20 protein-coding genes are annotated in these 23730 nt (G+C 43.1%); 17 read left to right on the forward strand and 3 right to left on the reverse strand.

The genetic code is table 11. From position 1 onward, the window contains the following. Window positions 1–87 precede the first annotated feature (87 nt). The 6 genes from J7529_RS03820 (at window position 88) to J7529_RS03845 (ending at window position 2890) form a co-directional block, all read left to right on the forward strand. Window positions 88–402 (forward strand): hypothetical protein, encoded by a 315-nt coding sequence (locus J7529_RS03820; RefSeq protein ID WP_318727898.1) that lies wholly within the window; start codon window positions 88–90, stop codon window positions 400–402. Beyond that, a complete protein-coding gene (locus J7529_RS03825) occupies window positions 368–715 on the forward strand; it encodes a hypothetical protein (protein ID WP_318727899.1) in 348 nt (115 codons plus the stop codon). The genes J7529_RS03820 and J7529_RS03825 overlap by 35 nt, the downstream gene beginning before the upstream one ends. Window positions 716–949: 234 nt before the next feature. Beyond that, a complete protein-coding gene (locus J7529_RS03830) occupies window positions 950–1162 on the forward strand; it encodes a type II toxin-antitoxin system HicB family antitoxin (protein ID WP_271944089.1) in 213 nt (70 codons plus the stop codon). Window positions 1163–1214: 52 nt separating this feature from the next. Further along, window positions 1215–1487, forward strand: a complete 273-nt coding sequence (locus J7529_RS03835) for a hypothetical protein (protein WP_271944092.1) — start codon at window positions 1215–1217, stop codon at window positions 1485–1487. Between the two features lie 3 nt (window positions 1488–1490). Beyond that, a complete protein-coding gene (locus tag J7529_RS03840; protein WP_318727900.1) occupies window positions 1491–1865 on the forward strand; it encodes a type II toxin-antitoxin system VapC family toxin in 375 nt (124 codons plus the stop codon). Between the two features lie 392 nt (window positions 1866–2257). Continuing rightward, window positions 2258–2890, forward strand: coding sequence for a class I SAM-dependent methyltransferase (locus J7529_RS03845; RefSeq protein WP_318727901.1), 633 nt, complete (start codon window positions 2258–2260; stop codon window positions 2888–2890). Between the two features lie 56 nt (window positions 2891–2946). On the opposite strand, the gene J7529_RS03850 is transcribed toward J7529_RS03845, so the two are convergent. Continuing rightward, entirely contained in the window at window positions 2947–3531 is a 585-nt protein-coding gene (locus tag J7529_RS03850) for a Uma2 family endonuclease (RefSeq protein ID WP_318727902.1), read from the reverse strand. A gap of 214 nt (window positions 3532–3745) precedes the next feature. Between J7529_RS03850 and J7529_RS03855 the strand changes: the two genes are divergently transcribed. The 3 genes from J7529_RS03855 to J7529_RS03865 are packed head-to-tail and all read left to right on the forward strand — an operon-like array spanning window position 3746 to window position 10483. Continuing rightward, a complete protein-coding gene (locus tag J7529_RS03855) occupies window positions 3746–8221 on the forward strand; it encodes a hypothetical protein (RefSeq protein WP_318727903.1) in 4476 nt (1491 codons plus the stop codon). A gap of 37 nt (window positions 8222–8258) precedes the next feature. Further along, window positions 8259–9611 (forward strand): AAA family ATPase, encoded by a 1353-nt coding sequence (locus J7529_RS03860; protein WP_318727904.1) that lies wholly within the window; start codon window positions 8259–8261, stop codon window positions 9609–9611. Continuing rightward, window positions 9611–10483, forward strand: a complete 873-nt coding sequence (locus tag J7529_RS03865; RefSeq protein WP_318727905.1) for a DUF4435 domain-containing protein — start codon at window positions 9611–9613, stop codon at window positions 10481–10483. The genes J7529_RS03860 and J7529_RS03865 overlap by 1 nt, the downstream gene beginning before the upstream one ends. A gap of 169 nt (window positions 10484–10652) precedes the next feature. On the opposite strand, the gene J7529_RS03870 is transcribed toward J7529_RS03865, so the two are convergent. Further along, entirely contained in the window at window positions 10653–10820 is a 168-nt protein-coding gene (locus J7529_RS03870; protein ID WP_271944104.1) for an NblA/ycf18 family protein, read from the reverse strand. Between the two features lie 227 nt (window positions 10821–11047). Between J7529_RS03870 and J7529_RS03875 the strand changes: the two genes are divergently transcribed. The 7 genes from J7529_RS03875 (at window position 11048) to J7529_RS03905 (ending at window position 21165) form a co-directional block, all read left to right on the forward strand. Continuing rightward, window positions 11048–11662: a phycobiliprotein lyase gene (locus J7529_RS03875; RefSeq protein WP_271944106.1), complete on the forward strand. Its 615-nt coding sequence runs from the start codon at window positions 11048–11050 to the stop codon at window positions 11660–11662. A 178-nt stretch (window positions 11663–11840) separates the two neighbouring features. Continuing rightward, on the forward strand, window positions 11841–14390 hold the full coding sequence (locus J7529_RS03880) for a glycogen/starch/alpha-glucan phosphorylase (protein ID WP_318727906.1): 2550 nt from the start codon (window positions 11841–11843) through the stop codon (window positions 14388–14390). A 192-nt stretch (window positions 14391–14582) separates the two neighbouring features. Then, complete coding sequence (locus tag J7529_RS03885; protein WP_318727907.1) at window positions 14583–15017, forward strand: Panacea domain-containing protein; 435 nt, start codon at window positions 14583–14585, stop codon at window positions 15015–15017. A gap of 2 nt (window positions 15018–15019) precedes the next feature. Then, a complete protein-coding gene (locus J7529_RS03890) occupies window positions 15020–15400 on the forward strand; it encodes a hypothetical protein (protein WP_318727908.1) in 381 nt (126 codons plus the stop codon). A gap of 248 nt (window positions 15401–15648) precedes the next feature. After that, entirely contained in the window at window positions 15649–18810 is a 3162-nt protein-coding gene (locus J7529_RS03895) for a WGR domain-containing protein (RefSeq protein WP_318727909.1), read from the forward strand. Between the two features lie 32 nt (window positions 18811–18842). Further along, window positions 18843–20483, forward strand: a complete 1641-nt coding sequence (locus J7529_RS03900; protein WP_318727910.1) for an SWIM zinc finger family protein — start codon at window positions 18843–18845, stop codon at window positions 20481–20483. A gap of 349 nt (window positions 20484–20832) precedes the next feature. Further along, entirely contained in the window at window positions 20833–21165 is a 333-nt protein-coding gene (locus J7529_RS03905; protein WP_318727911.1) for a DUF1778 domain-containing protein, read from the forward strand. 195 nt (window positions 21166–21360) lie between these two features. Here the strand turns inward: J7529_RS03905 and J7529_RS03910 are convergent, their stop codons facing one another. Next, on the reverse strand, window positions 21361–21891 hold the full coding sequence (locus J7529_RS03910; RefSeq protein WP_318727912.1) for an isopentenyl transferase family protein: 531 nt from the start codon (window positions 21889–21891) through the stop codon (window positions 21361–21363). A gap of 244 nt (window positions 21892–22135) precedes the next feature. Here J7529_RS03910 and J7529_RS03915 point away from each other — a divergent pair, with 244 nt between their 5' ends. Continuing rightward, the gene (locus J7529_RS03915; protein WP_271944117.1) at window positions 22136–23455 is read left to right on the forward strand and encodes an MFS transporter; all 1320 of its coding nucleotides are present in this window, start codon (window positions 22136–22138) and stop codon (window positions 23453–23455) included. Window positions 23456–23730 lie beyond the last annotated feature (275 nt).

Below are 23730 nucleotides of genomic sequence, written 5' to 3' on the forward strand. Positions count from 1 at the left end.
CAAGGGACAGTGAAGCCATCTCAAACTTCCAAAGCAATATTTCCCGTGGATAAGTGCTGACCACTCTATATTCAGGAGGTTCTACTTATGTCTAAAGGTAATTTTCTCAGTCTACAAATATCAGAAAAAGAGATTCTACAAGCTGCTCATCTTACCAGTAAATCATTCCAAGTTATTCAAAAGAAAATGATCCTGATTTTTTTGGAGCTTGGTTGTTTTTTTGTGTGGGTGGTTTGCTTTTCGATATTTATTTTAATGATTTTGAATATCTCTTTAAAAACCCTACTTGCACTACTACTTGGTTTTATTTTCACAAGCATAATATCATTAAAAGTCGTTGTTGAAGTAAGGCAAAAAAACTGGAAAAATGATGAAATTATACCAAAATATTCAAAATTATAATTCGCTACTTGATGCAGTAGATGCATTGGATGAAGCCGAACGTTCTGGCGGGACAAAGAGATTGAAAAATAAGGAAAAAATGATAGAAGCATTTAAGATAATGAGAGCCGATCTTATTTGCGCCTTAAGAATTGAAAAGACATTTCGCGAAAATCCCCAGCTTCGGTCAACTGACTTTAATATGAACCTAGAACCTTTAAAGATTTTGCAGATGAGTGAGGAAGCGAGTCAATATGGTGATTTGTTTGCTCAAGCTCTTCAAATTGGCATGAGCGTGCAACAAGAAATGCAAGCTCTCCAGAAAAAGTCATAAGTGATATCAAATCCAGTCATTGCGAAGGTCACGCAAGTGGAAAGCAGTCTCAACCCTATCGCTAATATCGGCGATTGCTTTCCTGTGGTCGCAATGACAATTATATTTGATTTAGATAAGAATGAGATATGGTTGTAGGGGCGAACGGCCGTTCGCCCCTACAGATACCGTTTTTGTGGATAAATATTGGTGTATCCACCTTAGTTAAAATGGCTATAATTGTGGAATATTAAAATGGTGATTCGTTATCAAATCATTCTCTATTGGAGTGAAGTCGATCGAGCCTTCATTGCTGAAGTTCCTGAACTTCCTGGATGTGCAGCCGATGGAGCGACTTATCAGGAAGCGGTGCAAAATGCCGAAATCGTCATTCAAGAATGGATAGAAACGGCAAAAGAACTGGGGTGCTCTATTCCTGAACCCCAAGGTCGATTATCCCTATCGTAACCAGCTAGTTAATGTTATAATGATATTAGGAAAATCGTTGAGGTAATAGAGAATGCATTCACCCGAAATGCTCGATCAGATACTACAGTTACCCCTAGGCGATCGCTGGCAATTAGTAGAGTCTATCCTGAATTCTATTCAAGCAGAAACTTTGCCCTCTACTGCTGAATCGAGTCAAATCAACTCTACTCCTGAAAGCGATCGCCAATCTGCTCTGAAGGCTTTGGAAGAGTTGCGCGAAATGACCCAGAATTTTCCGCCAGTAGATGGGGTCGAAATTGCTCGTCAAAGTCGTGAAGAGTTAGAGCAAAGAGGCTTGATTTAGGAAATGAATGTGGTTATTGATGCTAATTTATTAGTTGTCCTCGTTCATGAAGAGTCTCGTAGTCAACGAGTTCGCAATAAATTCAATGAGTGGATTCGTGACAACGTAAAGATTCATGCTCCTAACTTGGTACAGTATGAAGTCGCTAATGCTTTGACTAGACTGGTGAGCGCCAATAGCTTTCCTCAACAGCAGTTAGCTCAAGCTTGGATTCTTTTAAATCGTTTGACTATTACTTATCATGATTTATCAGAAGGGACAAGAATAATCGAAATTGCTTTATCTTTGAAGCGCCAAAGCGCCTATGATGCGTCTTATATTGCTTTAGCAGAAACTCTAGATGCTGTCCTTTGGACGTTGGATACTCCTTTATATTGAAATTCCCTTCAATATGGTTTTCCTGTTCATCTTGTAGAGTAAAGATTTTCGTATAGATTCGGTGAAAATAATCTGTAGGGGCGGGTTATACCTAAATCTAGAAAACCAACCGATCGCTCTCCTAAACCCGCCCCCATCCCATCTGGACTGTTTCACCTAAAATAGGGCTTTGTTTGGTGTAAGCACTAAAGTGCTTAAAAGCCTAGCTGGAGATTGCTCAAGCAATCACTACAAACACAATCTAATGCATCAAATTAGATGAAACAATCGACTCAAGAATTGCCTTCTCCGAGAGTAGAAGGGGAGAAAAGTCCCTCTCGGAGTGGGAGAGGGATTTAGGGAGAGAGCAAGATTGGTTTACAATCAGGGATATCGAACGAAAATAGATAATTATGGCAACCTTTTTAAGAGAGTTAAGTTATCAATATCAGTGGTTATATGATTCGATTTCGCGAGTGTCTGCTCTGGCGGTGGGGGGAGAATACCGGTTTCGTCGTCTGGCTCTAAAAGATTTGACGATTAATTCAGATACAGAAATTCTAGATCTCTGTTGTGGTAGCGGTCAAGCGACGCAGGTTTTAGTGACTTATTCGGATAAGGTGACGGGGTTAGATGCGTCTCCCCTTTCCCTGAAAAGAGCGCAACAGAATGTTCCACAAGCGAACTTTGTGGAAGGGTTTGCGGAAAATATGCCTTTGGACAATGAGCGTTTTGATCTGGTGCATACAAGCGCTGCATTGCATGAAATGTCCCCAGAGCAACTCGAAGAGATCTTGCGGGAAGCCTACCGAGTATTGAAACCGGGGGGAGTTTTGGCGATCGCCGATTTTCATCCTCCCACTAACCCTATTTTCATCCCCGGATTATATCTGTTCCTGTTCCTGTTTGAAACAGAAACCGCCTGGCAGTTATTAAAAACAGACTTGAGACAGACTTTACAGGATATTGGTTTTCAGGTGCAATCCCCTATCCTCTACGGAGGAGGAAGTCTACAAGTGTTGCAAGCTTATAAACCAAGGGAGTAGGTAACACGATATATCCACTCTGTAAGGAAAGAGTAAAACCTGGTATTCCCTATTCCCTATTTTTCCAGCGATCGCCGAAATTCGTTCACGGCATCATACTGATCTGCCATGCGGGAGTGAAATTCTAGCGATCGCAAATCCAATTCTGGCAAAAGTTGACTCTTTTGTACCAACTCATAGCCGTTAGTGTGCAAACAATAAACAGAAATTGTGCCATCTTCCCAAAACCACACCTCTGGCACTCCCACCCGACGATACACTTCCAAGGTATCAATTCCACCCGTGGTAACTACAATTTCAATCGCTAAATCTGGAATTGACTTTCTCTGATGCAAACAATAGGACTCATCTGGTTCCTTTCGTCCTCCCAATTCTTGACTTCCCAGGGTTGTACTTCCCCGTGCATAAAACCGAATATTATTCGTGCGTAGATAAAGCTCCAAAAGCTGACTCAATGTTTTTTTAGGCTCTTCATGGTTGTCAGACAAAGGAGACATAATCTGTAAAGATCCATCTAAATAGATTAAACGCGCTCCTGTTTCTCCTAAATCAATATCGAGTTTCTCTAACGTTTTCCAACTAATATTCGACAGTAAAACCCGATCGCGATTCGATTGGTTTTCCGATAGAATGACCCTCATACTCTTGTTCTTTAGCGATCGCCGAATTAATCTTACCAAACTTTATGGTGTTATATGGCATTTTTAAATGAAATGTAAATGCTTGCTCCTTATCCCCCTTCTCCTTTCTCCCATAGGAGAGAAATTTAGACAGAGGGCATCCTCAGTTCACAAATCAGAAAATCTTGAGACATGAAGTGTTACAATCGATGCAATTCTAACCGCACATGACACCATGGCTCCTGTTCCTGAGTCGATCGTTGAAATTAAGCTAGATCCAGCCTTACCCATCACTTCTTTACTGGAAGGATTGAAACTTTGGCAAGATTTGGGGATTTTAACCGAGGATTCTGTCTATCTTTGCTTAAAAGTCGATACCCATCATCCAAACTTCTTAGAAGGATTAGAAATTGGCTTACGCTTAGGATTAATCAATGACTTTCGGGTAAAACAGATTGCCCGCAATTACCTCTATTCTTCGATTCCAGAACCGCAAGCGATCGCATCACCGCTTGGAGAGCAAACTCCAATACCATCAGCGCCAGTTTTACCTTCGGCATCCAGTCTGACTAAGCCTAAACTAACGACTCAACCGAGTTGGATCGGGCAACGATTAGATTCTCTGAAAGCAGAATTAAGTGTGCGGTGGTTGTTATTCTTAGGTTTATTTCTAGTCGTTCTCTCTTCTGGCGTATTTGCCGCAAGTCAATGGGAAAATTTTCCCGCGATTGTGCAATATTCGGTGCTGTTAGGATATACCTCTTTATTTTGGTTTATTAGCCGTTTAGCAAGTCAAAAAGACAACTTACAGTTAACCTCACAAGCTCTAAAATTAGTCACATTGCTCTTAATCCCGGTCATTTTTTGGGCAATGGATGACTTTGGCTTATGGAGTCATCCCTTTAATGCGTTAGTGAGTGTTGGATCGGCCGTTTATTTAACCATAATTTCCGGCGCTCTATGGCAACACAAAAACAGATTTTCTCTCCCTTTTTTGATTTACATCCTCGTCAGCTATCTCCATTGGGGCTGGACTATCCCTAACTTCCCTATTTTTTCTGTTTACTTAGCGACAATTGGCAGTTTAGGTTTCTATAGAACTCAATTTCAAGATCCCGAACTTTCGTTAAAACAAACGCTGCAATTGAGCCGCCTTAGTCTTTATGCCATTGGCATTCTACTCTTTCGTGCTATTTTTGTGCAAGGAGTTCTTTTGCCCCATTTAGGATTAGCGATCGCGCTCTGTGGAACTTTTGCCATTTGGCTTGCCTTTACCCGTCGTTCTCAATACCATAAACCGATCAATCGCCTGGGTTTAACAATCCTCTTTGTTGCCTGGTTTGTCTCTATCTGGGTGACGCTTCCTTGGCAAGGAGTCATGATTGGTTTAATCGCCACACAAATCTATCAGAAATTCATCTATCGCTGGGAAAATCGGCGCGATCTGGTAATCCTGTGGTTGATTGTGGTTCAAATTTTTATCCTGCTGTGGAATTTTATTCCTCAAATCACACAAGGGCAAATTATAGCCACAGCGATCGCCATTACCCAAGCTCAAGAATACCCGATCGCTCTCATCAGTGCGATTGGACTGCCTTACCTAATTTGGATCGTTAACATGGGCGATCGCTTCTATCGACAGGATAAACCCAAACTCGCCCATTTTTCCGAATTTGTTGCCCTGGGATTGGGAATTAGCTTACTGATCTTCAGTTTCCCAAATTCTATTTTACGGATTTTCTGTTTAACGAACCTAATTTTTCTGGTCATGTGGGTAACGAAGCGACGATACGATCTGCAAATCCTGCATTCTTTTCACCTGCTTGTCTATCTCAATCACTTCACTGGATTAGCCCTACTTTTAAGCCTAATTGATTATGCCAGCCCTGACTTAACTTTAAACACGTGGGCGCTGATTTTGCTCGAAATTACAGTTATAGAATGGTGGTTTTCCGAGCTGCGTCGATCGCGCCAGCGATGCGGAGCATTATCGCCAGAACCTAATTCCTATGAAAAAATCTGGCAACAAAGTGCTTGGTTAATCGGATTTGGGTTAGCAGCGATCGCCTATGGATTGCTTGACGCTACCCTGCAACAGTATAGCTTTACCTTCACCCATCTTACTTGGTTAATTGTCCCTGCAACCCTTACCCTGACTAGCTATTCACCCCATTCCCACCAACAAAGTGCAACAGCTAAATTAAGTATCGTAATGCTTTTTTTCGCTCAAGTTCTGCTGTTGGAAACTCCAGGATGGCGAGTGTTTGGGTTAGCCGTTGCCACCCTAATCATGGCATTCAATACCCATAAACTCCCCAATCTCGTCACTGCTGGGATTACCATTGGTTGTGCCTTAAGTACCCTAGGGTTGATTGTGTGGGATCTCGTTCCGGGAATGCCGCCTCCGATTGATACCCTGTGGTTAATGCTGGGAGCGATCGCCGTTTCTGGATTATGGGGAATCCGTCATTATACGTTTCACAGAAGTATCTTCCATTACAGCAGAGCGCTGGATATTTGGGCGATCGCCCTCTGTGGTGCAGTTCTTATCCTCCAAGGCACTTGGGTAAGTCAAGGACGACTTACTCCTAATTATCTTTCTATCAGTACCAGTATGCTCCTCAGTGGTGCAACCGCCTATCGCAGTTGGTATCCAACCCCCCAACCTACTGCTATTGGATGGAGTAGTTCGGCTGTCATGGTAGCAGTTTTACCCACGATGAACGTTTTCGATCTTAGGTGTTTAAGTTTACTGGTTGCCAGCCTAATCCTAATCGGTCATAGTCGCTATTATCCTAAACTTTATCTGACTGCCATGACCGTTGGCTTAGGATTAGTCACCGAGCGAGTGATCTTATCCGACTGGATTGATATTCCCTCAACCGCCTGGTGGATCGTCGGCTCAGTCAATGTTCTAGGATTATGGATAGGAGCAAAAAACCTACGTCTGGGTAAAGCACAATGGCAGCGCCAGTTAACTCGACTCTATCGTAAAAGCTTCCATGGATGGGCGATCGCGCTCTGCCTATTTTGCCTAATCTTGCTCACTCTCCATTCTATCTTCGTCTACACCAACACTCTCACGCCACAAACCACCATTTTCATCAGCTTAATTCTCCTCCTGATTGCCCTTCTTTACCGTCAGAAAAAACGCCTCCGTCACCCCGCCCCTGTTTTTTCCCAATTGGGCACAATCAGTAACTGGAGATTATTCGCCATTGGATGGACAATTGAACTATTAGCCGTCGAAACTCTAGGAAGTTTTGACGCTCCCATCATTAACCTTGCCCTTATTAACCTGATTTTGGGGTTATGCGCTCAATTACTCGGCGACTGGTGGAGTTCAAAACAGCCCACAGAATCCAATGATTTGGGCACAGCCTGGCATATTATCCCCCTAGCTTACGGGATTTTGGGGGCGATCTTCCGTTGGGGTACAGTTTCGAGTTGGACAGGAATCACCACCCTAGCTTTAGCGATTATTATCCTCGGTATTGGCAAGCGATCGCCAAAATTTAAACCCCTCATTTATCTTGCCCTTGCTGGAGTCACCGCGTGCGCTTACGAACTCCTCTTTTATCAACTGTCCTTACAACCTCCAGGTGCAACGGGTGATGGACTGATTCTCATGGCAACCCTAGGTAGTAGTATCCTCTACACCTATCGCCTATTAGGAAAATTTTTACGCCCCTATTTCCAACTGACTCCTAGAGAATTTCGCTGGATTTGTCATCTCCATTGGTTCACTTCTAGCCTACTTTTAATCCTTGCTACTTTTAACTCTATTGAACAAGGAATGACCCTAGGATTTGCCACGGGTACAGCATTAGTTCTCTACGCCATCAGCCAAGGTCGCTACAAACATTCTATAACCCCCTCTCCTGTGGGAAACAGCAACCTCTCACCCCAAGAATTGTGGGTCTATTTCGGATTTTTAGAAGCCCTAGGAATGCGAATTTATTGGTTAAATACCCCTGTTGCCCAACTCTTAGGCGGTCCATTAGTGGCTTGGAAAGGAGCGATTGCGACCTTATTTGCCTACTTTCTTTACTTCCTTCCCTGGGAAACATGGGGATGGTCAAAACGCCCTTGGCAAGGGGCAGGGATTGCGATCCCTATCTATGCAATGTTAGAGAATCCGGCTATTTTGAACCAAGCCAGCTTAGTGGTTATTGCTGCTTATTATATGGGATTGGCGATCGCCAGCAAACAAATTCGCTTTACCTACCTCACCGTAGCTGTCCTCAACTGGATGATCTGGCGATCGTTTTTCAATATTCCTATTACCGAAATCTTCTGGTATAGCCTCACCATCAGCTTGTCTCTCCTCTACATCATCCAAGTCGATCCCCTTTTAAACGCTGCCCAAAACCGAAAACTTCGCCATAATCTCCGCACCCTAGTTTCCGCCATCATCAGTTTAATGTCCTTTACTGCCCAACAATGGATCGGTACACTCACCGGAACCCTCAGTTTACTCACCATTTTCGCCGGACTCTCCCTCAAAATCCGCGCCTTTCTCTATGTGGGAACCATCACCTTTTTACTCAACATTTTCTATCAGTTAGGCATTCTTATTTTCGACTATCCTTTCTCCAAATGGTTAGTTGCTCTAGGAGTCGGCATTTCCCTCATCTGGATCGCCGCCACCTTTGAAACCCGGCGCGACCAAATCCAAGCCTGGTTCCAAGAATTACAGCACTGGGAGTAATATAATATCATAATTTGGAAAAGCTATGGAGTAAACCATGAAAATCCAACAAATTTCTATTACTGGCTTATTTGGTGTCTTCGATCACGTCATCCCTCTCAATCAAGAGGATCGTATCACCATCATTCATGGCCCCAATGGTTTTGGCAAAACCTCAATTCTCCGGTTAATAGATGGATTATTTAACTCTAATTATTCCGTTTTCAATAGTATTCCATTTAGCAATCTCAAGGTTGATTTTGATGATGGTAATACTCTAGATGTCATACTAGAAATAAATGACGATTATCCTGATGGTACACCTTGTATATCCCATTCTTCAGATCCAAATTATCCTTTTTATACCCAAGCTACTATTGAGCTAGGTCAAAGTACCATAGATTTAATGAGTATATTAACACATATTATTCCAGAATTACACAGGATAGATACAAATGAATGGCTATACTTACCCACTAATGAATTTTTTTCACTTGCAGACATTATTTATTATTTTGAAGATAGAATTCCTCAAAGGTTTTTGAGAAACCTCAAAAAACCAGAGTGGTTAGAAAAAACTCAAGAACAAATCGATGTCAAATTAATCAAATCTCAGAGATTATCATCATTTTCTTATCGTAAAAATTCTGAAAATATGAATCAAGAAATTTGGCTCAAACCGACTATTATAGAATATTCTCAAGAATTGGCAGGATTAATTGGAGATGTGCGTACTGAATATGGTACAGTATCACAATCTTTAGATAGAACATTTCCAGTTAGATTAGTGAAACAACGAACAGAAGCTAAGTTTACTGAAGAGGAGCTACGGGATCAATTAGATGCTCTAGAAAAGCAGCGCTCCCATTTAATCGAATTGGGATTACTCGATAGGGGTGAAGACACTGAATTCCAGATCCCGGTAACAGAGATAGATCAAAATACTCAGAATATTCTATCCATTTACATTGAAGATGTGAAGAGAAAATTGGATGTTTTTCAAGAGATTAGTAATAAGATACAACTGCTCAGAAAAGTGATTAACCATAAGTTTCAATACTCCTATAAAAAAATACAGTTTGATGAAGAGGATGGATTTGTGGTTACTGTATCCGATCATCCCTTATATTATGAGTACAATGGACAACACTTAGATCTAACTGAATTATCATCTGGCGAACAGCATGAATTAGTTTTGCTGTATGAGCTTTTATTCAAAGTTAAACCTAACTCTTTAGTTTTAATTGATGAACCTGAATTATCTATGCATGTGGGATGGCAATCGGAGTTTTTAGAGGATTTGCAAGACATCATTAAGCTGGCAGATATAGATATTCTCATGGCAACTCACTCACCCGATATCATCCAAGATCGTTGGGATTGGACAGTAGAACTCAAAAGACCAAAATAATGAGAGATGAACTTACTCCTGAACGCCAAGCCAATGCTATTCGGTTTAAACGCCAAACGTTTACAGGTTCTTTTTTATTGGTTGAAGGAGGATCGGATAAGAAATTTTATCAACGTTTTACCCATGAAAATTGTAAAATCGAAATTGTTTCAGGTAAGCCTTCGAGTAAACAGCGAGTTATAGAAGTTTTACAAATTTTGGAAAACGATAATTTTGCAGGAGTTTTAGCTATTGTCGATGCCGATTTTGATCGCTTAGAACATCCTAAAACTTCTAGTCCTAATCTGTTGCGTACTGATACCCATGATTTAGAGACGATGCTTTTGCAATCTTGGGCTTTAGATAAAGTAGTTTCTGAATTAGGTTCAGAAAACAAAATAGAACGGTTTCAAAAATTGGGTAAATCAGTACGGATAGCTTTACTAGATGCTGGTATTGTGCTGGGATATCTGCTATGGATTTCTCAAATAGAGGAATTAAACCTTAAATTTAAAGGGATTCAGTATAAGAAATTCATCAATAATGAAACCTTGGATATTGATTCACAAAATTTCATTCAAGAAGTGATTAATAACTCGCAGTTGCATTCCCTAAAAGTTCCGGAGTTACAAGAACGATTAAATGCTCAGAAAAGTGACGATCATAATCCTTGGCAAGTATGCTGTGGACATCACTTAGTGGAAATTCTTTCCTTAGCTTTGTGCAAAGCGATTGGCAATCAGAACTCTACCGATGTAAAAGCCGATCAGTTAGATATTTTTTTACGGTTGGCTTATGAAGAGGCTTATTTTGAAGAAACTCAACTTTACATCAAGATTTGTGGTTGGGAAAGGAATAATGAAAATTTTATGGTGCTTCGTACTGGTCAATAAGTCAGAGAAAAATTGAATTGATTCTTGCTCAATCTGATCTCAAATTCTTAAAGTTTTGTATTGATTGATCTTTGATAGGCAAGGGGCTGGGGCCCCTTGTTCAACGTATGTTCATAGAGAAATGATAGGAGAGACGGAGTTTGTCGAAACCCGATTTTTGACTCACTGATTAAGCATTTTTCATCAGGTGCTTAACGATGTTATCTTTCACCATCATTTGACGCAACACTTCGAGTAGATAAGTTTGAGCTTCTTCTTGAGTTAAAGCCTGAACTTGATCTTCGTAGACTTTCATCTTGAATTGTTGCTCAAGAGTTAGTTTTCCAGGCATTTGCATCTTCACTCCTCCTGCACTATTTCAGAATATGGAAACGGGTTAGAGCTTCCCTTTGGCAGATGTATGCATCAATCTAGCACATGGATATTATATTGTCCAACTTGTCAAGGAAAAAGTAGTGATATTAACAAAAATTCATATCACGTCGGGACTTGTGCCTAGGATCAAAGGGAGTTTAAAATAAAAATGTCAAAATCGTTACCAAATCATTCAGGAGGCCAATGGAGATGGATGCAATGGAATTTTTTCAGCGAAGTGCAGGAAAATGGCGATCGCAGCGTTCAACCCATCACCTGGCCTTTCGGCGTGCAGAGTTGGGAGAATTAGAAATCACCGTTAGCGCTTTAACTCCAGACGATCCAAGAGTCCAAGAAATTTGCACCATGCATGAAGTTGATGGCCAACTCGCTGCGGGTGGGGCATTGGTACAATGGCATGGCACCATGGGTTGGGATCGGGAAGGCGAAGGCCATGAGGATTCCACCGTTATGGTGATCGTTCCGGATGTAGATAATCCGCGCAAAGGGAAACTCTTGCGGGAAAAAGGCTATGCAGAAATTGTCCCCGTCGCTGGACAATATGAAATGGATGATGAAGACGGACTCAACTTAATCACCGAATACGAAACCATGAGCGCGATCGAGCGATTTTCCTTTGCCGATGATTCTGACTCGATTCGTCTGCGCACCAGTACGGTCAAACGTTTTGGGGGATTTAACACCGCCTCTTTCTGCATTGAAACCCGCATCGATTCCCCTGCCGAGACGAATGCAACTGCTCTGCCAGAAGCCCTAAAAGCGTCTTGGGAAAAAGAATCCGCCGTTTCTCTATTGGGATGGTAAACTTCGCTAGGCAAGAGGCAATAGGCAATAGATGATGAGTGCTAGGTTTGGTGAAGTTGAGGAAAGTCCGAACTGCCAAACCAGTGGCTATAAATAAAATCTTAAAATTGCATCAAAAGTTCCTTCTCCGTCTTTCAATAGACGGTAGAATGGCACACCTTCACAAAAGCGAGAACTTATGAACCAATCCATGATCCCTCAAGACCAATGTCCGATCCAAATTGAAGATGACCGGACAGGAATGAGTGTAGAGACTCTCAAACGCGCTTTTGCAGATAACCTATTCTACTTGCAAGGAAAATATGAATCGCTAGCAACCCAAGATGACTTCTACATGGCTCTGGCGTATACTTTACGCGATCGCCTCTTGAGTCGTTGGCTCAAAACCCTAAAAACCTACTTGGAAAACGATGTAAAAACCGTTTATTATCTCTCAGCCGAGTTCCTCATGGGTCGGCACTTAGGGAATAGCCTGATTAACCTACACCTGTACGATCGCATCCGTCAAGCCGTAGAAGAATCGGGTCTCGATCTCGAAGAAATCCTAGAACATGAACCCGATCCAGGTTTGGGAAATGGCGGTTTAGGTCGATTAGCAGCTTGCTTCCTCGACTCTCTAGCAACCCTAGAAATTCCTGCCGTCGGCTATGGAATTCGCTATGAATTTGGAATTTTCCATCAGATTATTCAGGATGGATGGCAAGCGGAAATTCCTGATAAATGGTTACGTCTAGGTAATCCTTGGGAAATTGCTCGTCCCGATCAAGCGGTAGAAGTTAAATTTGGTGGCCATACCGAAATCTATAGTGATGAAAAAGGACGGCCGAGAAAACGCTGGATTCCCGATACAAGAGTGATGGGAATTCCCTATGATACGCCAGTTCCCGGTTATGATACCAATACCGTAAACCCCCTACGGTTATGGAAAGCAGAATCAAGCGATGATTTTGATTTTGGTGAATTTAATGCAGGGAACTATGATGGTGCAGTTTCAGAAAAAATGCGCTCTGAAACGATCTCTAAAGTTCTTTATCCCAATGACAATACGCCCCAAGGGAAACAACTGCGACTCGAGCAACAATTCTTCTTTGTTTCCTGTTCTCTCCAGGATATTGTGCGCGTTCACCTGATGCGCCATAAGACTCTAGATAATTTACCAGAAACGGCTGCTATCCAACTCAATGATACACACCCTGCCGTGGCGATCGCCGAAATGATGCGTTTATTGGTTGATGAACATGGCTTTGATTGGAATATTGCTTGGCGCATCACTCAAAAAACCTTTGCCTACACCAACCATACCCTGCTCCCCGAAGCCCTAGAACGGTGGTCAGTTGGGTTATTTGAAGCCATTCTTCCCCGTCACCTGGAAATCATCTATGAAATCAACCATCGATTCTTAGAAGATGTGAAACATTGGTATCCAGAGGATTCAGGACTCCTAAGTCGCCTATCCTTAATTGAAGAAGGTGGAGAAAAGAAAGTCCGCATGGCGAATTTAGCCTGTGTGGGTTCCCATGCCATTAATGGAGTTGCCGCCTTACATACCGAACTGCTCAAACAGGATACTCTCAAAGACTTTTACAAACTTTGGCCTGAGAAATTCTACAACAAGACCAATGGAGTTACCCCTCGCCGTTGGGTGTTATTAAGTAACCCCAAATTGTCAGAACTCTTTACTCGTAAATTGGGTGAAGGATGGTTAAAAGATGTGGATCAATTGCGTAAATTGGAAAGTTATGTAGAAGATCCAGAATTTCGAGCAGAGTGGCGCACAATCAAACAGCATAATAAACAGTTAATGGCTGATTATATTGCCGCTCACAATGGTTTAGAAGTCGATCCCCATTCCTTGTTTGACATTCAAGTGAAGCGGATTCATGAGTATAAGCGTCAACACTTGAATGTGTTGAATATTATCACTCTGTATAACCGGATTAAGCAAAATCCAGATCTGAATATTCAACCCCGGACGTTTATCTTTGGCGGGAAGGCTGCACCGGGATACTTTATGGCCAAATTAATCATTAAATTGGTTAACTCAGTGGCTGAAGTCGTGAATAAAGACCCGGATGTGCGGGGTCGAATTAATGTTGTTTTCTTAGCTAACTTTAATGCGTCTTTAGGGCAGAGAATTTATCCCTGTGCCGATTTATCTGAGCAAGTTTCCACTGCGGGTAAAGAAGCCTCCGGAACCGGCAATATGAAGTTTTCCATGAATGGTGCTCTCACCATTGGTACGTTAGATGGAGCCAATATTGAAATCCGGGAAGAAGCTGGTGCAGAGAATTTCTTCCTGTTTGGCTTAACCGCTCATGAGGTGGCAGCACTCAAACAACAAGGGTATAAGCCTTGGGAGTATTATGAACAAAATGCCGAACTCAAGCAAACCATCGATCGCATCGCCTCTGGATTTTTCTCCCACGGCGATCGCAATATGTTCAAGCCTTTGGTAGACTCCCTAATGTACAACGACCCCTATATGCTGTTTGCTGACTATCAGGATTACATTGATTGTCAAGACAAAGTGGATCGTGCTTATGCCGATCAGGAGAGTTGGACGAAGATGTCTATTCTCAATTCGATCCGTATGGGCAAGTTTTCTAGCGATCGTACGATTAGCGAATATTGCCAGCAAATTTGGGGGGTTAAACCCGTGAAAGTTGAATTGGAAGAATACAATCAAGCCTTAGCAGGTTTGAATGTTACCCAACCCGTCAGTTCTTAGGGAAAACCACAACAGTAAGAAAAATCCCCCTTTCATGTCCGCTTGCGGAAAATACCCCTTAGAAAGGCGAACTTCTAATGCCCCCCTTAAAAAAGGGGGGGTTGGGGTGGATCAAAACGTACCTCATAAAATCGAAAAGCGCTGTATCTATTACAATTAACAAATATTAGACCCCAAGATTAAATTTCAACCATGTACAGTGCATTCGACATAGCAAAATACTTCATCACGCTTGCTTCTCCAGAGCAAGAAGATTTTATTACTAATCTCAAACTCCAGAAATTGCTCTACTATGCCCAAGGTTTCTATCTGGCAATGTTTGAAAAACCTCTATTTCCTGAAAAAATAGAAGCTTGGCAATACGGTCCCGTTGTGCCGGAAATTTATCACCACTACAAACAATATAAATCCCTATTCATTCCACAGCCTGAAGATTTCAATCCAGAGCAATACGATAAAAAAACTCAGGATTTGCTCAATGAAATTTACGAAGTTTACGGACAATATACCGCCCCCGCTCTCAGGCATCTCACTCATCAAGAACTGCCGTGGAATAAAACTCCAATTACAGAAGAAATATCCCATGACTTGATGAAGACATATTTTGAGACTCAGTTAGTCAAGTAGCGATGGCGAAAATTAAACGGAAACAATCGGCAAATATCCCAAATTACGATGTAAAATTTCCCCTTTTTTCTTTTCAATATCTCGATAAAACCCACGGCTTAGATAGCTGCAATAAAGATGAGAAAGCAGCTCTGGTATCTACTTTGTACAAACTCAGTCAGTGCCGTTGGAAGGATCTTCGCAATGCCCCCCGTCATGGGGTTGGGTATGAAAAAATCGATCGCCATAGCTTTCGCGTTGCTATTCCCCAACACATTACCGAAGATGTAAATATCATAGCTTTCCGTTTTAGTGGTAAAAAACCAATGATCGGCTATAGGGATAAAGCAATTTTCCATATTGTTTGGTTGGATCGGTCTTTTGAGGTGTATAACCACGAATAATTTTCCTAAATCGCGACTCAAGTAGGAGCAATCGCTTGTTGCAAAACATTGCCGTTTTACATTAGTAATACCATTTCTCTTTAATCTTGCGACTAATCAATCCCTGATAAAACAATTGGCTCAGAGCAACTTGTCTCTCCAGGAGAGATTATTCTATACCCCCAAAGTTGACACATCCGTTATCTGAAGGTGTGGACGGAGCCGGAAAAGTTGACTAAAATGGCCAACAATCTTTTCTCCTCACGGCTATGAAACGGATTAAACAGACAACACTCCATTACCAAGACAACCGCTCGGATAAGATCTATGAGGTGGAATTACTTTCAGCAGGCGATAATGGGTATATCGTCAATTTCCGCTATGGTCGTCGGGGAGCTAACCTAAAGGAAGGGACGAAAACGCCTAACCCGGTATCTTTGCCACAAGCTGAGAAACTCTTTGATAAGTTGGTGCAGGAGAAAACGAAGAAGGGATATCAGGATATTACCGCTACGGCTGAACCCTCTGCAATGCCTCAATCTGCTGCAACAGATAAGGAGATGACGAGAGACGATCGCATCTTATCCTATCTCCAGGGGACTCCATCAGAAAATTGGCCGCTCGATCGCATCATTTGGCGTGCCGGAGAATTACACCTGAGTGCCGCAACGCCCCATCTTCTCAAGCTTTTAGGCACAGGCGAACCCTTGCGAGATTATTGTATTGCCCATGCTTTGGGACAATTAGGAAATTCGGAAGCTCTGCCGGTATTAAAGCAGTTGGAAACTAATGCATCAACTCCAGAATTTGTCAAGCGAATTGCCTTTGAGGCGATGTGGAAATTGGGAGATGGGACGACAAGAGACGAGTTGCAGCAGATGGCGCACGATCGCCTACCGACTATTCTACAAGAGGCGATCGCCACCGGAAACTCCGACACAGTAATCGAAACTCTTGCCACCTATCTCGACACTAAAGACTATCAACCCTTTCAAGTTCTACAAATCCTCTACCAAACCCATCTCGACATCACTCGTCCAGCCTTACACAACTTTATCTGCACCGCACCCCTCGCGCCTCCAAGCTTCAAACCCCTGCGCCACCTGTTCAAAATGGCAGAATATCGCCAAGATGCCGAATTTTTTGGCAGTTTAGCCTGGCGATTTGAAACTGGAAAAGCCTTATATAACAGCAAAGTCTATTATGTGAGATTGCCTGATGGACGCTACCTAAACTGCTATGAACACCGATATAACCAAGAAACGAGACGCTACGAACTTGTAGCAGATAACTTGAGGAATGAACAACAACGTCCTGACACCTCCCTAGCCTATAGTCAAGATACCCGCGACTATCTGCGACGACGGGTATGGCGCAGCCTCGCTAAATTAGGGGAGCAAGGAGATTTAAAGTATATCGATCTAGCAGTGGGAGTTCTCTTAGCCTACTCGGATGCCGATGCTCAACCCGTTCGAGAAAAAAGTTCTTATCGATGGACTTCAGGTGGGCAATATATTGCTATCAAAAGCTATTGGGATCAATATGCAGGTTATTTATCTTTTAATCATATTCTCTACAGCAATAGTCCTTGCTATCATTGGCAGTATGGATATAAAGCTTGGAAATGTAAAGATGATTATAAACCAGGAGTTCCTCCCCCGGAAACTAGGGAAGAAGCATTTCCTGAAGTCTGGAATCAACGCCCGGATGCCTTATTAGAATTACTATTGAAGAGTCAATGTCATCGGGTACATCAGTTTGCTGTCAAAGCCTTAACAGATAATCCCAACTTTTGCCAGCAGATGGCAGTGCAAGATTTAGTGGGTTTATTGAGTCAATCTTATGACGAAACTGCACAATTTGCCTTTAACTTAGCCAAGAAACGTTATACGCCCGAAAATCCCAATTTTGATTTAGTCATTGCTCTTTTAAACTGTAGCTTTACGCCCGCTCGCACGCAAGCGCAGGAGTGGATAGACGCAAACCCGGATCTATTTGTGGGTTCGGCTGAATTCTTGTGTCAGTTGCTGCTCAGTACCCATCTGGAGATTCAAGAATTTGCGCGTCAGTTGTTGCGATCGCACCCCATCCCCGAAAATAGAACTAAGATTATCATTGGCTATATCATCTCTGAACTGATTAGCTTCACCACCGGAGAATCAGTAGCAGCCATATCCGATACTCTCCTTCAACTCTTTGCTATTCCTCTACAAACCCTCAGTTTACAAGTCATTCTGGACTTACTCGCGCATCCAGTTCTGGAAGTGCAAACCCTAGGCGCAAGATTACTACAAAACCATCAAACTCCAGCAACGGAGCTTCCTGTCAGTATCATTGAATCCTTGATAGCCTCTCCTCAAGAAGCTATCCGCAGTATTGGCGTAGAAATCTTTGGTCAATTGGGCGATCGCCAACTGCGAGAAGACTACCGAGATGCTATTATAGCCATGGCTGTCAGTGCTGTTCCCGATCTTCGGCAATCCATTCAGCCGATTATTGACCGCCTCGCTAACGGTCATCCTGAATTTGCTCTACCCCTAGCCACAGAATTAATCCAGTTTCTCCTCACTCCAGAATCCCACGAAGGGCTTCACAAAGACCTATTTTCCCTGCTCCATCTTCATCTTCCCGGATGGAAAGACCAAATTTCCCAAGAGTTAACCTTGCGACTGCTTAAGTCTAAGTTTGGCTTTGCCCAGCAACTCAGTGGTATTATTCTCGGTGCAAATGTCTATCGTTGGGCGAAACAGTGGTCAATAGCTGAAATTGTCCGGTGTGCCAGCCATGAAGTGTTGAGCATCAGGCAAGCCTCTTGGACAATGATAGAGCAGAACATAGACCGCATCAAAGCCTCCGACGCGGAAAAATTAGCCGCAGTCCGCATGTTAGAAGCCAAATGGGAAGACTCGCGCCAATTTGCCCAAGAGCTTTTTCAACGCCATTTCACCGATACTGACTGGACTCCAGAAGTCATGCTTCTCATCTGCGACAGTATTCGCCAAGACGTGCGCGAATTTGGCCGTCAGCTCGTCACCCGTACGTTCCAAGAACCTTATGGGCAAGATTATTTACTCCAGTTTAGCGAACATCCCAGTACGGATATGCAAGTATTCGCCAGTCAATATTTACAGAATTATGCCACCAATAACCCAGAGCAGTTAGAGCAGTTAAAGCCCTATTTAATCACAGTTTTATCCCAAGTGAATCGGGGACGGGTGGCGAAACAGAGGGTCTTTCACTTCTTAGAACAGGAAGCTCTCAAAAGTGAAGCGGCAGCACAGATAATTGCCGAAGTGCTAACTCGGCAGTCAGCGACCATGGCGATCGCCGATAAATCCCATTGTTTACACTTAATGTTACGCTTGCACCAACGCTATCCCAATATTCCCCTTCCTCTTGAAGTGAAACCCGTTACCGAAATCCGACGTTAATCCTTATTTTAATTTAATTTGAGGTCAAACTTATGGAATTTGCCTATTCATACCATGGCAGTACAGCCGTTAATAACCAGGGAAATAACACCCAAATGTCCTTTTCTCCCGACACCAAACGTCCGCCCACTTATTTTGTCGGGGAATTGCGAAAAAGTGTCGCGTTTCGAGAAGCCATTAGCGCTCTTCATGATGTCGTCGTCTCCGATTTGCGCTACCAACCCAAAGACAACGAAGAATATAAAGAATGGGCTAAACAACAAGAAGACTTAGAATGGCAATCTGTGGCCGTACAGAAAGAAGAAGTCGCTGCCCAGATCGCGACCATTCGTGACGAATTAACTGCACTTAATTCCATCAATTATGAACGCTGGCGACCCTATTATAAAGCCAGAGAACAATTTCGTCGCTATGTGTGGAAAAAACAACTGGATTTCTATTTTGTCTTCGATCCAGTAATTACCGTTCACCCGGATGAAATCTTTTTTGAATGCTTCAGCCAAGATGAATCCAGTTATGGCAGACTGGGGGCAAGCTACGACGTATTTAAAAACATCAACGAATTCGCCTGTGGGACTACGAATATCGACTATTCTGCTGCCCTTTATGATGAATTCCAAAAAATAAGAAGCTACAAAACCACCCAATTTCAAGTCGATCCGTCTGGCTTTGAAGTGCAAACCACCCACGAAGAAACATTCAAAGAAGTCAAAATCGATTTACCCGACAGTTGGGTAAGGGGCTTTTTACAGGTGAGTTCTGCCATGTCACTCCCGGCAACCACCTTTGATTTACACCCCATGGATATCCACAATATCTGTCTGATTCTCCGCCGCAACAAGGAGAAAAAGGGGCCGCGCAGTTTGCGCTATATCCTGGAACCGGGACAACCCATCAAAGTGGTGTTCGATCCTTGGAATATGGAAGTCGTTTGTTGGCGATCGCTCTATACTGGCAATAATAGCCAAGAAATCCGAGTCTGGGGTCGCCGTCGCATCCATATTTTAGAGCGCTTAATCCCCATTGCGCAAAAATTCACTGTCCATCTTTTAGGTACAGGAATGCCCTCCTTTTATGTCGCCGATTTAGGCGATATGTCCTTTACATTAGGCTTATCCGGATGGACAGCCAATGACTGGTCAAGTTCCGGAAACTTTGACCTGATGGCTCCCCGTGCTGATGTCGATGAATGGACACAAAAAATCATCTTTGATGCGTTGCGAGAAACCTGGGCAGAAACGCCAGAGAGTCTTGCTAAACGGCTAGGATTAAGTCAAACGGCTGTATTAGGAGCGCTTGGAGCCTATACCCAAGCTGGATGCGCCATTTATGACCTGAATAAACAAGTCTATCGCCTGCGAGAATTGAGCCGCGAACCCTTACCGATGGAACGCTTACGATTTGCCAATGAGCGGGAAGAAAAAGCGACTCATTTCTTAAGTGAGAATCAAGTCCAAGTTAGCAGTGTAACAGAGTCTGGTGGCGCATTAATTCTCCAAGGAACCGTTCGTGATAACGGAAAAACTTACGCGCCCAATTTGACAATCGATCGCGATGAGCGTATAATTAAAGCAGAATGTACTTGCAATTGGTATCAGCAAAATAAGCTGTATAAAGGCCCTTGCGAACATATCTTGGCATTACGGATGCATCATGCCCGTTTATGTCAATAAACTACATAACCTAAAATTACACGACCCAACCATTGGCAAACAGCCTTGCAATCTGGGCGGTGCATCGCCGCTCTTGCGCTCAGTCCATCCATGCATCACTAGCCTGCTCGTGACGGTACGGTTCTCGGACTGGTGTAGCTATTTCAGTTTGGATTCTTTGAACCAAATGAACCACACCAGTCCGGAACCGCTTGAGTTGAGCAGTCTAGTCCTAGGGGTTTACGAAGGGGCAACCAATGGTTTTAGGTCGTGTGATTTTTTGTTATTTCTGGCAAATAATGCGGAGTCAACATTCAATCTCTGTATAGATTTAAGGTAGACTGTTGATACAGAATCCAATCACTGCCCTATGTCTGACTCCAACTCGATCCGGGAATCTACTATCACCCTCCAACTCGAATCCCAACATTATCAACTCCTAGAAGAAGCCGCCACCTTAACTGGATTAAGCGTAACCGATTATATTGTACATCATGCCCTGAGTGCAGCGATCGCCCACACCGCCATCCATCAGTCATCCCATTCCCCCCAACCCACAGCAGCCCCTCAGTCCACACCAAACTCGATAACCTCCCTGCTTGACAATAACCCTCAAGATCTCAATAACGTCGCGAAAGCGATCCTATCGACCCTTGCGTGGTCATCACCAGAAATTCTACAAAAAAGCCAAGACTCTCCATAACCTATAGCTGTGCAAAGGATAGTTATAGCAAGGAATGCCTGAAGCTAGGACAGCTCAATTGTGGTTTTAGGGAACAGAAATGTCTTAACTCTCCCTTCCCTTGCTATCTGATATTTTCTATTGCCTAAGAATCATAATGAATCACCTTGATATCAAGCTTTGCTCGATCGGTACAAATTGAATAGTCCATAGTTTTTAAGCTTTTTTCAATTCCGCATTAACCGTTTGCCAGAACTGCTTCACCTCTTGGGGCGATCGCAAATGATAAACTTGCTTTGTCGCGATCGCCCTATCAACATACTCTCGGTATTTGGGGGTCAGTTTTTGGTGGCATAACCCAATTACCGAATAAGCGTTCAGTGTCCCTTTGAACAGTGGGCTATTCTCCGGCCAACCTTCGGGGGATGTCCAAAGACCTTTAATCAATCGCTTCGTGACCCACCAATAATGAAGTAAAACTGGCATATCCAGATAAACCAACGTATCTGCGTGCTCCAGCCGTTCCCACACCGTATCCAGAGAACCAAATCCATCAATGATCCATTGATCGTCTTCCAAGAGGCGATTGTGGGCGGATTTAAACTCTGCATGGGGTACTTCACTACCTCCAGGTCTATACTTGAGGCGATCGAGCGATATGAGAGGTAACCCAGTAATTTGTGCCAACTGTTTACTGAGGGTTGATTTACCACCACCAGCATTGCCAAAGACTGCCACTCTATTCATCGGGAAAATTGGGTCTGAAGGTTAGTTTTAGATTGATATTAACTGATCTCTGAAAGATCTTGGGATAAATACTGAAATCTCCTGGAAGACCAACGGTAAAACAGAGCACATGAAACTTGAAAGGTCACCCGTCGGTCACGATCGCCCATTAGGTACAGCAGTTTCCTGTGCTATGCGGTATATCAATAACGGTTTTTAAAGATTAAGCTAAAGTATTATGAACAGCAGTTAACCAAACAGCCGAGTGACACCACTATCTAAACTTGAAGCCGTCCAGGATCAGCCCGCTCACCAGACGAGTGACAGCGAAAAAAGCATCAAAACCATTATTCTTGCTGGTGTTGTCGGTAATGTGATCGAATGGTATGACTTTGCCCTTTATGGCTATTTAGCCCCCATCATCTCCCTACTGTTTTTCCCCAACGATAATCAGATTGTCTCTCTGCTACAAACCTATGGAGTCTTTGCCGCAGGATTCGTCATGCGACCTCTTGGGGCAGGAATTTTCGGTTATATTGGCGATCGCGTTAGTCGTCGGACTGAACTATTTATTTCCGTGATCTTAATGGCAATCCCCACCTTCATATTGGGCTTATTACCCACATATAACCAGATCGGGATTGCAGCACCCATTTTTTTAATTCTGCTCAGATTAGTTCAGGGATTATCCGTGGGCGGCGAATTCACTGGATCGGTAACCTATGTGGCTGAAACTGCTCCCCAAACTCGGCGCGGGTTCACCACTAGCTTTGTCAATGTGGGATCTACAACAGGTTTACTCTTAGGTTTAGGTATTGTGGCGTTGATTACCCATCTGCTCTCTGACAGCAACCTACTGACTTGGGGCTGGCGTTTACCGTTCTTATTTGGCGGTATATTGGGATTGACTGGACTCTACATTCGCAGTAATCTCCCCGATTCAGAAGTGTTTGAAGAACACCAGGAAGGTAGACAAGTTCCTCTACTGAGCGATCTGAAGCAATCCCTGGTTCCCATGCTTCAGGCCATGTTTTTTGCCGGGGGATATAGTTCTACTTACTACATCATTATGGTCTATATTCCGACCTATTTGGATCAATTCACCGATGTTTCCCGCAGTGGGGTTTTAGTCATTCATGTGGTTGCCCTCACCATCCAGATCCTGATTCTTCCCCTGTTCGGTTGGCTATCCGATACGACTTTACGGCGTAAATCCTGGTTATTGCTGGCAATTTTGAGTGTGGCACTGTTCGGTTTTCCTGCATTTTGGCTGTTGTTGCAACCGAATAATTACGAAGTCTGGTTGGCTCAAATCGGATTGGCAATTTTCCTGGTTCCCTTGTTGGCAATTTCTCCCGTGATGATGGTGGAAATTTTTCCGACGGAGACTCGCCTGACTGCCTATTCTCTGTCTTTCAATCTAGGAGCGAGTATTATGGGGGGAACATCCCTGTTGGTTTGTACCTGGCTAATTAATGTCAGTGGTAATATCTATGCTCCTGTCATTTATTTAGTCATTAGTGCCTGCATGAGTGCGATCGCCTTGGGATTTATGGGCGATCGCAGCCGCGAACCCTTACTCTGATCGACTTCTAAGGAACCCAATTTCTGGCCTCTGTAATAATTAATTAACCTGAGGTCGGATTCAGCAGAAGGTAGTAAAGCCCACTCCAAATCCAATATAGGCTTCTTGGGTGGATAGCAATAGGCTATCCACCCAAAAATAATGTTAATAATGTTGACCAATCATCCTGATCCTCCTTGTAATTCTCCTGTTGTTGTCCCATACTCCGCTCATATTTATCTCTTCTAGCGATCGCTTATCCTAAACTTAGCTCAATTAAATTACACACTAATCGC

This window comes from Roseofilum sp. Guam (assembly GCF_017746735.1).
Lineage (GTDB): Bacteria > Cyanobacteriota > Cyanobacteriia > Cyanobacteriales > Desertifilaceae > Roseofilum > Roseofilum reptotaenium.

Excerpts from the sequence above, each read along its gene's own strand:
- J7529_RS03870 (WP_271944104.1), bottom strand. The coding sequence starts at position 10,820 with ATGCAAATGCCTGGAAAACTAACTCTTGAGCAACAATTCAAGATGAAA.
- J7529_RS03880 (WP_318727906.1), top strand. The coding sequence starts at position 11,841 with ATGAACCAATCCATGATCCCTCAAGACCAATGTCCGATCCAAATTGAA.
- J7529_RS03865 (WP_318727905.1), top strand. The coding sequence starts at position 9,611 with ATGAGAGATGAACTTACTCCTGAACGCCAAGCCAATGCTATTCGGTTT.
- J7529_RS03825 (WP_318727899.1), top strand. The coding sequence starts at position 368 with ATGATGAAATTATACCAAAATATTCAAAATTATAATTCGCTACTTGAT.
- J7529_RS03900 (WP_318727910.1), top strand. The coding sequence starts at position 18,843 with ATGGAATTTGCCTATTCATACCATGGCAGTACAGCCGTTAATAACCAG.
- J7529_RS03885 (WP_318727907.1), top strand. The coding sequence starts at position 14,583 with ATGTACAGTGCATTCGACATAGCAAAATACTTCATCACGCTTGCTTCT.
- J7529_RS03895 (WP_318727909.1), top strand. The coding sequence starts at position 15,649 with ATGAAACGGATTAAACAGACAACACTCCATTACCAAGACAACCGCTCG.
- J7529_RS03840 (WP_318727900.1), top strand. The coding sequence starts at position 1,491 with ATGAATGTGGTTATTGATGCTAATTTATTAGTTGTCCTCGTTCATGAA.
- J7529_RS03860 (WP_318727904.1), top strand. The coding sequence starts at position 8,259 with ATGAAAATCCAACAAATTTCTATTACTGGCTTATTTGGTGTCTTCGAT.
- J7529_RS03830 (WP_271944089.1), top strand. The coding sequence starts at position 950 with ATGGTGATTCGTTATCAAATCATTCTCTATTGGAGTGAAGTCGATCGA.
- J7529_RS03835 (WP_271944092.1), top strand. The coding sequence starts at position 1,215 with ATGCATTCACCCGAAATGCTCGATCAGATACTACAGTTACCCCTAGGC.
- J7529_RS03845 (WP_318727901.1), top strand. The coding sequence starts at position 2,258 with ATGGCAACCTTTTTAAGAGAGTTAAGTTATCAATATCAGTGGTTATAT.
- J7529_RS03905 (WP_318727911.1), top strand. The coding sequence starts at position 20,833 with ATGTCTGACTCCAACTCGATCCGGGAATCTACTATCACCCTCCAACTC.
- J7529_RS03890 (WP_318727908.1), top strand. The coding sequence starts at position 15,020 with ATGGCGAAAATTAAACGGAAACAATCGGCAAATATCCCAAATTACGAT.
- J7529_RS03820 (WP_318727898.1), top strand. The coding sequence starts at position 88 with ATGTCTAAAGGTAATTTTCTCAGTCTACAAATATCAGAAAAAGAGATT.
- J7529_RS03875 (WP_271944106.1), top strand. The coding sequence starts at position 11,048 with ATGGATGCAATGGAATTTTTTCAGCGAAGTGCAGGAAAATGGCGATCG.
- J7529_RS03855 (WP_318727903.1), top strand. The coding sequence starts at position 3,746 with ATGGCTCCTGTTCCTGAGTCGATCGTTGAAATTAAGCTAGATCCAGCC.
- J7529_RS03910 (WP_318727912.1), bottom strand. The coding sequence starts at position 21,891 with ATGAATAGAGTGGCAGTCTTTGGCAATGCTGGTGGTGGTAAATCAACC.
- J7529_RS03850 (WP_318727902.1), bottom strand. The coding sequence starts at position 3,531 with ATGAGGGTCATTCTATCGGAAAACCAATCGAATCGCGATCGGGTTTTA.